The sequence below is a fragment of the Phycisphaerales bacterium genome, assembly GCA_035627955.1.
GTDB lineage: Bacteria > Planctomycetota > Phycisphaerae > Phycisphaerales > UBA1924 > JAEYTB01.
Genome location: DASPKU010000011.1, coordinates 112,302 through 125,368 on the forward strand (window position 1 = coordinate 112,302; position 13,067 = coordinate 125,368).

The window sequence follows — 13,067 nt, forward strand, 5'->3', positions numbered from 1 at the left end:
GGGCAGTGCACCAGGAACTCGTCCGCATAGGCGTACACCGAGCAACCCGAGTCGATGTGCCGTGCCTGCACCATGGTGCTCAGATCCCGTACACCGCCTCCGCCTTCTCGCGCAGGTGCCGCAGCAGCGGCTCCGCCGAGAGCTCCTTCCCCGTCACCTTCTTGCACAGCTCGCCCGCCAGGTAGCGGCGGCCATGCCGGTGGATGTTGGTGTTCAGCCATTCCTTCAGCTCGAGGAACTTGCCCTTGCTGATCTGCTTCTGCAGGTCGGGGATCTGCTCGTTGATCGTGTCCCACAGCTGCGCGGCGTACAGGTTCCCCAGCGTGTACGTCGGGAAATACCCGATGAGCCCGAAGCTCCAGTGCACATCCTGCAAACACCCGCGCCGATCATCCGGCACGTCAACGCCCAGGTACTCCTTGTACCGCCGGTTCCACTCGCCCGGCACGTCCTTGACCGCCATGTCGCCGGCGATCAGCGCCCGCTCGATCTCGAAGCGGATCATCACGTGCATGTTGTACGTGCCCTCGTCGGCCTCCACGCGGATCAGGCTGGGCTGCGTGGTGTTGGTCGCCAGGTACAGGTCCTTGGGTGTGTACTTGTCGAACTTCCTGGAGAGGTGCTTGACGATCTGCGGGTGCGCCCACTTCCAGAAGGCCTTGCTGCGGCCCACGAAGTTCTCCCACATCCGGGACTGGCTCTCGTGGATGCCGAGCGAGATCGCCTCCGCCAGGGGCTGGCCGAAGAGCGGGCCGTGCTTGTTCTTGGCGAGCTTGGGCAGCCCCTGCTCATACAGCCCGTGCCCGGCCTCGTGCATGGTGCCGTACAGGGCGTCGGTGAACTTCTCGTCGCGGTACCGCGTCGTGAGCCGCGTGTCGCCGGGCGCAAAGCCCGAGCAGAAGGGGTGCGTCGTCACGTCCAGCCGCCCGGCGGACAGGTCAAAGCCCATGTGCTCGAGCACCTTCTGCCCGAACTTGTGCTGGTCGGCAGGGTCACACGCGATGCTCAGCACCTTCGTGTTGACCTTCGTGCCCGACGCCTGCACCTGCTGGATCAGCTCCGTCAAGCTCGCCCGCAGCGGCGTGAATATCTTCTCGACCTCCGCCGCCGTCATCCCCGGCTCGTACTCGTTCAGCAGCGCGTCGTACAGCTCGCCGCCTTTCGGCGCACCGTACGCCTCCGCCTTGCGGCGCGTCAGCGCCATCATCTTCTCAAGCCACGGCGCGAAGGCCGCGAAGTCCGACTTTTCGCGGGCGTGCTTCCACGCCTCCTGCGCCTGGCTGCCGGTGCGGGCGAGTTCGGCGACAAGCTCCGCCGGCAGCTTGGTCGCAAGGTCGTAGTCGCGACGGATCTCTCGCAGGTTCGCCGCCGACTCGCTGCCCGACTTATTGAGTGCCGAGTCCGACTCGCACGCGGCCAGCAGCTCGCCCATCCGCGGGCTGGTCTTCCGCTCGTGCACCAGCGCCGCCAGCATCGCCTGCTGCTCCGCCCGGTTCCCCGCCGCGGCCGCGGGCATGTACGTCTCCTGGTCCCAGCTCAGCAGCTGGCTGACCGCAGAAAGCGTGGCAACGTCGTACAGGGCCTTGCACAGCTCGCCGTAGGGGCTGGTGCTGTCCTTGGAAGCGGCAGAGGGCGCGGCGGCGGTAGCGGTCATGCAGAACTCCAAAGTGTGCGGACGGGCAGTGTAGGTGGAGCGCCCCCGCGTGAGCAGGTCTTAACAATTTCGAAACAGTTGATTACGCGATCCGGTTATGCGACGATGCGCCCCGCCCCCGTCATGGAAAGAGTCAGGGAGGAACCACGGTGAAGCAGGCGACCATCCAGGACGGCCCCGACGCGCCAGCGTCGCCCATCGTCGTCACCGAGTTCGACTCCCCGCTGGGCGGCATGGTCGCCGCCGCCACCGACGAGGGGGTCTGCCTGCTGGAGTTCAAGGACCGTCGCGCGCTCAAGACCGAGCTGCGCGACCTCCCAAAACTGACCCGGCGCGAGATCGCGCCCGCGGGAAGCAAGCTCCCCGGCCCGCTGGAGCAGCTGCTGCTGGAGCTGGCCGCGTACTTTGACGGCTCCCTCAAGCACTTCGACGTACCGCTGATGACCCCCGGCACCGCGTGGGAGCAGAGCGTCTGGGGCGTGCTGCGGCGCGTGCCCTACGGAGTGACCCGCTCCTACGGAGAGGTCGCGGACGAGCTCGGCAAGCCCGGCGGCGCGCGGGCCGTGGGCCTGGCGAACGGCCGCAACCGCATCGCGATCGTCATCCCCTGCCACCGCATCATCAACAGCGACGGCGGCCTGCACGGCTACGGCGGCGGCCTCGACCGCAAGCGCTGGCTCCTCGAGCACGAAGCCCGCGGCGCACGCACCGTCCTGTTCTCGTGATTACGGCGCCTGCAGCTTCGCCAGATTGTTCTTCGCGTTCTTCGTCTGTGGGTGATCCGCGCCAACACGTGCAGTCAGTTCCGCGATCGCCGTGTTCAGCAGCGGCGCGCCCTCGTCCTTCCGCCCCTGCATCCACAGGCACCGGCCGAGATTGCCCATGTACGCGAACCGCAGCCAATGCTTCTCGGGGACGATGTTCTGCTCCGGCTGCGCGAGCTCGACGGCTTTTCGCAGCCACGGCTCGGCGAGTGCAGGCCGGCCGGAGTTCATGTAGACGTTCGCGAGGTTGCCCATCGTGATGATGGTGTCCATGTGCCGCTCGCCGAGGGTGGCCGTGCGACGCTCGAGCACCTGCTTCATGTAGCGCTCGCCCTCCTCGCCCTGGCCCGAGCGGGAGAGCAGCGACCCGAGGTTGGACATCGAGACGAGCGTGTGCGCGTGGTCGGCGCCGAGCGCCCTCCCTCGCCGCTCGACGATCTCGCGCCAGAGGATGAGCGCGTCGTCGGTGCGGCCGAGGTTCTCGACGGCGAAGGCCAAGTTGTGCTGCAGGGTGAGCGTGGTCGGGTGGTCAGGGCCGCGGACTTTAACCGAGGACTCGTAGGCCTCGCGGAGCGGCTTCTCGGCGTCGGCGAAGTGGCCTTGGTCCATGTGGAGCGTGGCCAGGTTGCTGAGGACGACGATGGTCTCGCGGTGGTCCTTGCCGCTCACGCGGGTGCGGTCGGCGAGGACCTGCTCGTACAGTTCCTGCGCCTGCGCGTACCGCGCCTGCGAGTGCAGCAGCGAGGCGAGGTTGTTGCGGAGGGCAAGGATGGTCTCGGGGTCCGTGTCGGCGCCCGCACTGGCAAGGGCCGCGCGGTACGTGGACTCGGCCTCGTCGAGCTTGTTGAGCAGTCGGCAACAGACCCCCAGGTCGTTGCGGGCGAGGATGGTGCTCTTGTGGGCGGGGCCCAGCACGGTGTCCATGCGGGCGATCAGAAAGCGCAGCAGCGGCTCGGCCTCCTGCAGCTTGGACTGCTGGAGCATCGCGTCGTAGACGTTGGCCTCGTACTCGAGCGTCTTGGGGTGGTCGGGCCCCATCTCCTCATGGTTCTGGGCGATGTGGAGCGCGGCGCGGGAATGATGCTCGCTCTGGGGGAAGAGGCCCAGCGCGGCGTACGCGCGGGCGATGGTGGCGTGCATGTCCGCGAGCGCGGCCTGGTCGTGCTTCAGGTCCTGGTCGACCGTCGCCGCTGCGCGGTCGAGGATGGTGACGACGCGGACGTCGCGCCCGCTCTCGTGGGCCTCGGGGTCGGCGGCGTGGAGCATCTGGGTGAGGAACCTGAGGTTGTTCTCGGCATGGATGGAGGCCTGCTGGGCGCGGTCGCGCTCGAGCGCGGCGGTGTCGGCGTACCGCATCACCGCGACGAGCGAGAGGCTGGAGACGATGAGCACGACGGCGCCCGCCCAGGCGAGCACACGGTAGCGCACAGCCTGCCGGCGCATCGTGTTCCACATCGACTCGCGCTTGGCGGCGATGGGCTCGCCCGCGAGGTAGCGGCGGAGGTCCAGGGCGAGCTCCGCGGCGGTCTGGTACCGCTCGGCGGGCTCTTTGGCGAGGCACTTGGCGGTGATGACCTCTAGGTCCTCGTGGATGTCGGCGCGGACCTTGCGCAGCGGCGTGGGTGGAGCGCCGGCGATGTTGTTGAGGGCGGTGCGGATGTCGCTCTTGACGTCGTAGGGGAACTCGCCGGTCAGGAGCTGGTGGAGCACGACACCCAGAGAGTAAATATCGGTGCGGGTGTCGATCTGGGCGTGGCGGCCCAGGGCCTGCTCGGGGCTGGACCAGGGGAGGGAGCCGAGGAACGCGCCGGTGGCGGTGATCTCGGTAAGGTCGCGGGTCGAGGCGGTCGCAAGGCCGAAGTCGAGGATGGTGGGCGTGCCGTCCCTGGAGAGGCGGATGTTGGAAGGCTTGAGGTCGCGGTGGATGACGGCGTGGAGGTGGGCGTGGTTGAGGGCCTCGGCGACGCGGGCGATGAGGTCGGCGATGAGGCGCTGGTCGCGGTTGTTCCTGACGGCGACGGCGTCGAGCGTCTCGCCCTCGACCCATTCCATGGTGAGGTAGAGGCGCCCGTCGGGCGTGGCCCCGCTGTCGTAGACGCGGACGACGCCTGGGTGGCGGAGGGCCGCGGCGAGCTCGACCTCGCGCTCGAAACGGCGGCGGGCGTTGTGGGAGGTCAGCGCGGTCGGGTGCAGGACCTTGACGGCGACCGGCCGGCGGGTGGGCGTGTGGGTGGCGGAGTAGACGATGCCCTGGCCGCCGCGCTGCACCTCGGCCATGCCGGTGTAGTTGGGGAGCGTGGGCGTGGCGTCGACGGTGATGCGGGCGCGCCGGAGCTCGGTCAGCAGCTCGTTCTCGTCGAGGAACCACTGCGAGTTGGACCCGAGACTCGAGCGGTCCACGCTCGAGGTCGCGTCGACGGGGTTGTGGGCAGCGCGGTCCATGCACTACAAGTGGGCTGATCGGGGCGTGTTGCTGAAAGGTTTTCGCTCAGCCCTCTTCTTCGACCTGCTGGCGGATGAGGGCGGAGAGGCGGCGGGAGATGCGGCTCTTGGCCTGGTAGACGCTGTCGACCGAGATGTTGAGGGCATCGGCCACGTTTTGCGCCGGCTCGCCGCGGAGGGCGTTGCGCTCGAATGCCTGGCGGTCGCTGTGCGAGAACTCGGCCTCGATGGTCTTGAGGGCGCGGCGGAGGTGGTACTGGCGCCACTCGGATTCCCAGAGTGCCTCGTCGGCCTCGTCGGCGGGCGTGCCGGTGGAGCCGACAGCAGATAGGCGTGCATGCCGCGGGTTCTGAAGGAGCTTTTTGGAGATCGCGTGGACGACGACGGTCTTGAGGTAGGAGCGGAACTTGCCCTTGGAGGGGTCGTAGCGGAAGCCGGGCATCGACTTGGTGAGGGAGAGGAGCACGTCCTGAAGAGTGTCCTCGGTGTCGGCGTCGCTGAGGCCGCGGAGGTGACAGAAGCGGCGGATGAGGTCGGCATAGCGCTCCACGAACTCGGCCCAGGCAGTCGGGTCCTGGGAGTCGGCCAGCCTCGCGAGGAGGATGGATTGTGTGGCGGAGTGCGAGAGCATTGCGGGGGTAGATTATCCGAGAAAGCCCCGAACGGCAGGTGTTTTTTGCGGGTTGAGGCCCGGTAACGGGGGAGTGCGGGGCGGATTGGCGGGCCTCGGACGGGGGATTTTATTTTTCGTCGCCTGCTGTCAGGAGAGGTGCGCGGTCGCTCTACGGCCTTCCGCGGGGGCCGCGAGGTTTCGTCGGCCCCGCTCGACACGGCACAAGGAGATCGGCAATGAAGGTGCGCGCTCAGCGGGCGGCGGTTGTGGCATTGGCGGCGGGCGGGGCAGTGGCGGGGGTGACGCGGGCGGACTTCACGTTTGCGCCCTACTGCAACAACAACTGGTACCAGGATTGTGCGCCGGGCCCGCAGTGCAGCGGGGGCGGGTGGGTGCACTACAACAACTGGGGCTACACGGGTTGCAGCTCCGGGCTGCCAACCCCGGGCACGGCGGATGTGGTGCATCTCGGCGGAGCGTCGGTGGTGGTGAACGGGAATGTGAACGTCGGCGCGCTGGACATGACGAGCGCGGCCGTGATGGACATCCACAGCGGCGACTTCCGCGTGGTGCAGCCGGTCACGAACACGGGCACGATGCGGATGGTGGGGGCGAACCTGACGTGGTCGGGGACCTACAACAACCAGGGAACCATCGTGGACATCAGCGGGTACGGGCGCTCGCTGGAGGCGTTCACCCTCAACAACAGCGGGACGCTGGAGTTCCAGAACAGCTACTGGGCGCCGGGCGCGGGCGGGGCGCTGGTGACGAACACGGGGCTGCTGAAGAAGACGACGGGGTCCAACGCGCAGCTGTTCATGAACCTGAACCAGCAGGGAGCGGTGCAGGTCGAGGGCGGGGGGCTGTTTCTGCGGAACAACACGGTGACATCGACACCAGCGGCGGCGTACAGCGTGGGCGCGGGCACGCTGCTGCAGTTCGAGAACATGGCCGTGTCTGGCCAGTTCAACGGCACGAACGCGGGCGCGGTGCGGATGCACGGCGCGATCGCGGTGAGCGGCAACACCGCGTTCAACATCACGGGCAATCCGCTCGAGTGGCACATGGGCAGCATCAACACCGGGCCGTCGACGTTCACGAACCAGGGGCTGCTGGTCCTGAACGGGGCCAACCTGACGTTGAACGGGACGTTCGTGAACAGCGGAACGTGGATGGACACGAGCGGGTACGGGCGGGCGTTCCAGAACGCGACGTTCACCAATCACGGCACGCTGGAGTTCCGGAACACGTACTGGGCGCCCGAGGGCGGGGCGCTGCTCACCAACAACGGGACAATCCTGAAGACCACCGGCTCCAACGCGCAGATGTTCCTGCCCACCGTCAACAACGGGGGTGTGAGCGTGCAGGAGGGGTGGGCGTACTGGCGGAACACGACGCTGAACTCAACGCCCGCGTCGAGCTGGACGATCGGCGCGGCGGGGCTTGAGCTGGGGAACATGACCCTGAGCGGGCGGTTCGGGGTGTCGAACAACGGCACGTTCCGGGGCAGCGGGCCGCTGGCGCTCTCTGCTGACACCACGATCAACTCGGCGCCCAACGCGTTTGAGTGGCACGGCAACGACCTGAACACCGGGCCGTACACGCTGACGAACCAGGGGCGAATGGTGCTCAATGGGGCGAACACGGACCTCCGCGGCACGATTGTGAACACCGGCACGCTGTCGGACACGAGCGGGTACGGGCGCACATTCGTCAACGCGACGTTGACGAACAGCGGCGTGCTGGAGTGGCACAACACCTACTGGGTGGGCAGCGGCTCGCAGGTGGTGAACAACGGTGTGCTGCGCAAGCTCACGGGCGCGAACGCCCAGATCTTCTTGCCATTCGTGAACAACGCCAGCGTTGATCTGCAGCAGGGGAACACGTACTTCCGCGGGCTGGTGACATCATCCCCCGCGGGCAGCTGGACGGTGGGGTCCGCGGGGCTGCTGTTCGAGAACGCCACCCTGCGCGGGCAGTACACGGGCGTGAACAGCGGGTCGGTGTGGGTGACGGGCGGGCTCTCACTCGCGGACGACACCACGCTCACCTTCGGCGGCAACCCGGTGCAGGTGCAGGCCGGCGCGATCAACACGGGCCCGCACACCCTGACGAACGCGGGGCAGATGGTGTGGAACGGGGCCAACCTCACCCTGACCGGCACGCTGCACAACACCGGCACGCTGGTGGAGCAGAGCGGGTACGGCCGGATGTTCGAGAACTTCACGTTCACCAACAGCGGGACGGTCGAGTTCCAGAACACCTACTGGGCGGCGGGCAGCGGGGCGAAGGTGTTCAACAACACGGCCACGGCCCGGAAGACCACGGGGGGGAACGCGCAGTTCTTCTTCCCGATCGAGAACTCGGGCGGGTTTGAGCTGCTGGGCGGCTGGACGTACTTCCACGGCGGGCTCCTCCAGACCGCGGGCGTAACGCAGTTGTCGGGCGGCGGGATCGGCGGCGGATCGGTGACGCTGGCGGGCGGGCGGCTTGAGGGAGCCGGCAGCGTGCAAGCGGTGGTGACTAACAACGCGGGCGTGCTGGGCGCGGGCGTCGGGTCGGGCCCGGGCGGCGCGGGCGAGATTACGATCCACTCCAACTACACGCAGACCTCGGGCGGCACGTTTGAGGTGGACCTGGCGGGGCCGGTGCAGACCACGCAGTACGACCACGTGCGGGTGACGGGGAACGCGTCGATCGCGGGCAAGCTGCGGGTGAAGTGGAGTTCGGCCGCGCCGCTGGGGACCACGTACCGGGTGCTGGATGTGAACGGCACTCTGACGGGCGAGTTCGGACAGATCGAGGAGCCGGATGCGCCGTACTCGAGCACGGTGGCCGCGAGCTATGACGCGCATGGGGTGACGCTGACGGTGGTGCAGCGGTGCGGGTCGAGCGACTACAACGCCGACGGCGACTATGGCACGGACCAGGACATCGAGGCGTTCTTCGCGTGCCTGGGCGGGACGTGCTGCGAGGGGTGCCACTCGGACTTCAACTACGACGGGGACATCGGCACAGACCAGGACATCGAGGCGTTCTTCCGCGTGCTGGGGGGCGGGGGCTGCTGAGGTTTTTTAGTGATTGAGGGAGGAGGGGCCGCCCGTGCTGTGCGCGGGCGGCCTTTGTTTTTGAACGCGAAGGGGGCGGAGGCGCGAAGTGGAAGGCGGGTACGCGGAGTTGCGCGGAAGGGCGGAGTTTCGCGGAGGGGGGAAGGGAGTTGGAACGCGGAGGGGGAAGCAGGTTGGAACGCGAAGGGCGCGAAGGGGAGCGAAGGTGCGAAGAGGAAGGCGGGTACGCGGAGGTGCGCGGAAGGGCGGGGTTCGCGGAGGGAGGGGGAGTTTGAACGCTTAGAGCGCGAAGGGGGAAGGCTTGGAGGCATTGAGACAATGGGCGAACGGGATTTGTGCGCACGAACCCGCGACTTCGGCGAGGACGCCTCAGTCCCGGCGTCGTAGGATCGGGGCATGAAGCATCACATCATCGGCGTTGCGGTGGCGGGTATGGCTCTGGTGGCGGGCGGGTGTAACTCCGCGCACCGGTCGTCGGATGTCCGCACGGCGGTGTTCAAGGTGGATGGGATGGCGTGCGAGAACTGCGCCAAGCACATCGAGGAGGAGCTCGTCGAGGTGCCGGGCGTGAAGACGGCGAAGGTCGACTTTGCGAGCAAGACGGCGCGGGTGACGCTGGATGAGAGCAACCCCGCGTCGCAGAAGGCGCTGGACGCGGCGGTCACGAAGTGGAAGATGGAGCACTTCGCGCAGGAGGAGGATCCGGAGTGCCTGGACCCGAAGCGGCGCGAGGAGATCAAGCGCGGGGGGAAGTAAGCGTCAGGGGTTGATGATCGTTCGAGACGGCCGCCGTGTGGTGGCCGTTTTTTTTGCGCGAAGGCACTACCGCGGAGGTTGCGGAGGGGGCGGAGTTGCGCGGAGGGGGACTTTGAACGCGAAGGTCGCGAAGGGGGAGCGAAGGCGCGAAAGGGAAGGCGGGAGCAGGTGGACGGCTGCGGAACTCGATGCTGGCGGCCAATCCGGGGCTTCGCTCGAGGACTCGCTCAGTCCCGGCGTCGCGGCACATCGCAGCGTCGGGGTGGGGAGAGGCGCCGTGGTCCAAAAAAGGGAACGGCCCAGCGGGGGGAGCCGGGCCGTTCGGGGGGGAAAAGCGGAAAGCGGGTGAAGGGACTTGAACCCTCGACTTTCACGTTGGCAACGTGACGCTCTACCACTGAGCTACACCCGCGGGTTGTCAGACCCTGTATCGGCCGCGTGGGCGGACGGGTTCAGGGGGAGAGAAACGTAGACGGGCTGGGGCGAGGTGTCAATGGGCGGGGCGGCCAATGGGGATGGGGCAATGGGCAATGGGAAGAAGGCAGTTGGCAACGGGAAAGCCTACCGCTGGGTCAGAGGTTTGGTGGCCGCCCTGTTAAGGGCGTCGATGACGGTTTCGGGGGTGTAGGCGTTCAGGATGACGGGCTGGGTGAGGCCGGGGCCGTAGATGGCGAGGGTGGGAACGCCGGTCTGGCCGAGCTCTTTGTGGAAGTCCCAGGCGGGGGCCTCATCGGCCGTGACGTCGGCTTCGAGGAGGACGACGTCGCGGAGGCGGGTGCGGACGGGGTCCTGGTCGAGGATGCCACGCTTGAGGGACTTGCAGGTGAGGCACCAGTCGGCGGTGAAGTCGACCATGACGGTGTGTCCCTCGGTGCGGGCCTTCTCGAGGAGGGAGCGGTCGAAGGGGCTCCAGGCGCCGGGGATGAGCTGGCCGGGGGCGGCGTTCTTGAGGGCGGCCATGCGGGCGTCATAGTCGCGCCGGTCGGACTGCGCGTAGGTGTAGGCGAAGGCGATGGCGCCCCAGCCGGCGGCGATCGCGAGCACGCTGAGGGTCACGCGCCGGAACGGGCCCTTGGTGATCTGCCAGGTGCGGAGGAGGAGCCAGAGGGCGGCGATGGCGACGAAGAGGCCCGCGGACCAGAAGGGCATGGAGCCGTGGTACCAGGGCTTGACGGCGAGGAAGGTCTTGATGCCCACGGCGATGAAGTAGGCGGCGGCGGCGAGGAGGAGGAAGCCCATCACCTGCTTGACGAGGTCGCTGGCGGGCCCGGTGCGCGGCAGGTGCTTGACGAGCGCGGGGTTGATGGAGAGGACGAGGTAGGGCACGGCCATGCCGATGCCAAGGCCCACAAAGATGGCAAAGATGGTTGAGGCGGGGAGTGCGGCGCTGCCGGCGAGGAGGCCGCCGGCGACGAAGCCGAAGCAGGGCAGGCCGAGCACGCCGGTCATGACGCCGAAGAAGAAGGAGCCGCGGGCGGTGTCGGCCTTGGGGTTGATGAGATAGACGGACTGTGGAAGGTTGAGGCTGAAAAGGCCCATGATGCCCAGGCCCATGAGGGCGATGAGGACGCCAAGGCCGAGCGTGACCCACCAGGTGCCGAAGATGAAGCGGGTGGGGTCGAGCGCGGCGTTGGAGGCCATGCGGGCGATGACGACTGGCAGGCCGACGGCGGTCCAGAAGGCGACCACCCCCACTGCCATCCACAGGCCGAGCACGACGCGGCGGTTGGAGCCGCCGGAGTGCTCGACGAGGGTCATGATCTTGATGGGGATGATGGGGAGGACGCAGGGGGTGAGGTTGAGGACGGCGCCGCCGAGGACGGATAGGAGGAAGAGGATGAGGAGGCTGCTGCCGACGTTCATGCCCAGGAACTTGCGCTGGGTGAGTTCGGGCGGGGGTGCTGGGGCTGGAGCCGGGTTGGCGGAGGGAGCGGCGGCGGGCTGGGTTGGGTTGCCGAGCGGTGCTGGCGGAGCGGTGGTGGTTGGCGTGACCTTACCCTGATCAAATCCGGCGAAGAGGGTGGGATCGGACGCGGCGGCGGAGGGTTGGGCCGCGACGGTGATGTTCACCGGCAGGGTGAAGGTCTTGGGTGGGAAGCAAACGTCGTCGTTGCAGGACTGGCTGCGGACTTTCAGCGGGATGGTGAGGTCACCGGGGTTGATGGAGGCGTCGAGCTTGAGGACGGCGTAAGCGGTGGCTTTGCCGGAGTAGACGGGTGCCTCGATCGTGCCGTTACCGTCGGGGTTGGGAGCCTTGTAGGGCTTGGAGGTCGGCCACTGGACACCGGTGAGGTGGACGCCCGCAGGCATGTCTTTGGCGGGGTCGATGCTGGTGCGGATGGCGAACTCATCAATGGCCTTGGGGAGTTCGGTGATCCTGGCGGGCCAGCTGTGGAGTTCGTCGCCGTGGTCGAGGGTGATGGCGACGACGAGGGTGCCGCCGGGAGCGACCTGTGTGTGCTGGGGGGTGGCGGTGACTTCAACGGCTTCCAGGGCGTGGGCGGGGAGGGCGAAGGCCGCGAGCGCGGCGGCGAAGGCGAGGAGGAAGCGGAGCGCGCGGGGGTGGAGCGCCGGGTGGGCGGGTTTCATATGGGAAGGGTACGACCCGGCATGGAGGCGGGTTTGCCCGGGGGGTGTGGGGTAGGGTGGCGTGTGGTTTGTAGCGCGGGACGGGGGTGGGCCGATAAGAAAGGATTGCGGGCGGACGGGTGCCCCGGTTGAGGCAGGAGCGTCATGGCTGACGTGCTGGATCAGAATGAGGTTGATGCGCTTCTCGCGGCGGTGGACGCCGGGGAGGTGAAGGAGGAGCGGAAGGACGCGCCGGTGTTCGCGCGGGGCCGGCGCGGGGCGGCGGAGTCGGCGGAGGTCAAGCCGTACGACTTCAAGCGGCCGGAGCGCGTGAGCAAGGACCAGATGCGGGCGCTGCAGACGCTGCACGAGGGGTTTGCGCGGAACTTCGGGGCGTCGCTCTCGGGATTCCTGCGGACGATCGTGGAGGTGAAGGTCGCGACGTGCGAGCAGATGACGTACTCGGAGTTCACGAGCGGTCTGCCGAACCCGACGTCGTTCAACCTGGTCACGGCGGAGGGGCTCGAGGGGCAGATGTGCCTGGAGATCTCGCCGCTGATCATCTACCCGATCATCGATCGGCTGCTGGGGGGGACGACGCAGGACCTGTTCATCCCGCAGCGGCCAATGACGCTGATCGAGACGCGGCTGATCAGCAACGTGACGAAGCGCGGGCTGGTGGCGCTGGCGGAGGCGTGGGCGGGGATCAAGCAGCTGACGTTCACGGTGTCGGCTACGGAGAGCAACCCTCAGCTGGTGCAGATCGTGCCGCCGAACGAGGTGGTGGTGGTGATCGGGTTTGAGCTCAAGATGAGCAACCGCGCAGGGACGATGAACCTGTGCATTCCGTACAACGTGATCGAGCCGGTGATGGAGGTTTTGAGCAGCCAGAGCTGGTTCGCGGCCGCGAAGAATCAGAAGAGCAAGGAGATTGAGACGCAGATCTCGCGGACGCTGTCACGGGCACCGCTGAACGTAACGGGGCTGCTGGCGGAGACGACGATCACGCTAAGGGAGCTGCTGGAGCTCACGGTTGGCGACATCATCGTGACGGAGAAGCCCGCGGCGACGCCGGTGACGGTGTGTGTGGAGGGGGAGCGGAAGTTCGTGGCGCAGATCGGGCAGTTCCGGGGGAACCGGGCGCTGAAGGTGTTGCGGGCGACCACTAGCGAAGAGCGTTGACCTTGAGCCCCAGTCTCGGG

The 13,067-nt window shown here is 67.6% G+C and carries 8 protein-coding genes and 1 tRNA gene; 4 read left to right on the top strand and 5 right to left on the bottom strand.

The features are described 5' to 3' along the window. Positions 1 to 79: 79 nt before the first annotated feature. A complete protein-coding gene (locus VD997_09260) occupies positions 80 to 1,654 on the bottom strand; it encodes a carboxypeptidase M32 (GenBank protein ID HYE62173.1) in 1,575 nt (524 codons plus the stop codon). A 149-nt stretch (positions 1,655 to 1,803) separates the two neighbouring features. Here VD997_09260 and VD997_09265 point away from each other — a divergent pair, with 149 nt between their 5' ends. After that, the gene (locus tag VD997_09265; GenBank protein ID HYE62174.1) at positions 1,804 to 2,379 is read left to right on the top strand and encodes a methylated-DNA--[protein]-cysteine S-methyltransferase; all 576 of its coding nucleotides are present in this window, start codon (positions 1,804 to 1,806) and stop codon (positions 2,377 to 2,379) included. Here VD997_09265 and VD997_09270 read toward each other — a convergent pair whose 3' ends face one another. Further along, a complete protein-coding gene (locus tag VD997_09270) occupies positions 2,380 to 4,860 on the bottom strand; it encodes a serine/threonine-protein kinase (GenBank protein HYE62175.1) in 2,481 nt (826 codons plus the stop codon). It abuts the gene before it with no gap. Positions 4,861 to 4,906: 46 nt separating this feature from the next. Then, positions 4,907 to 5,491, bottom strand: a complete 585-nt coding sequence (locus tag VD997_09275) for a sigma-70 family RNA polymerase sigma factor (GenBank protein ID HYE62176.1) — start codon at positions 5,489 to 5,491, stop codon at positions 4,907 to 4,909. 218 nt (positions 5,492 to 5,709) lie between these two features. Here VD997_09275 and VD997_09280 point away from each other — a divergent pair, with 218 nt between their 5' ends. Together VD997_09280 and VD997_09285 are read left to right on the top strand one after the other, a co-directional pair. After that, positions 5,710 to 8,541 (top strand): hypothetical protein, encoded by a 2,832-nt coding sequence (locus VD997_09280; protein ID HYE62177.1) that lies wholly within the window; start codon positions 5,710 to 5,712, stop codon positions 8,539 to 8,541. 396 nt (positions 8,542 to 8,937) lie between these two features. Continuing rightward, positions 8,938 to 9,297: a heavy-metal-associated domain-containing protein gene (locus VD997_09285; GenBank protein ID HYE62178.1), complete on the top strand. Its 360-nt coding sequence runs from the start codon at positions 8,938 to 8,940 to the stop codon at positions 9,295 to 9,297. Positions 9,298 to 9,637: 340 nt separating this feature from the next. Here the strand turns inward: VD997_09285 and VD997_09290 are convergent. Both VD997_09290 and VD997_09295 read right to left on the bottom strand, forming a co-directional pair. Further along, a tRNA-Gly gene (locus tag VD997_09290) sits at positions 9,638 to 9,709 on the bottom strand. A 149-nt stretch (positions 9,710 to 9,858) separates the two neighbouring features. Continuing rightward, positions 9,859 to 11,886 carry a thioredoxin family protein gene (locus VD997_09295; GenBank protein HYE62179.1) on the bottom strand — a complete coding sequence of 676 codons (2,028 nt, stop codon included), beginning with the start codon at positions 11,884 to 11,886 and terminating at the stop codon, positions 9,859 to 9,861. A gap of 144 nt (positions 11,887 to 12,030) precedes the next feature. On the opposite strand from VD997_09295, the gene fliM reads away from it, so the two are divergent. Further along, entirely contained in the window at positions 12,031 to 13,047 is a 1,017-nt protein-coding gene (fliM, locus tag VD997_09300) for a flagellar motor switch protein FliM (protein HYE62180.1), read from the top strand. Positions 13,048 to 13,067: the final 20 nt, after the last annotated feature.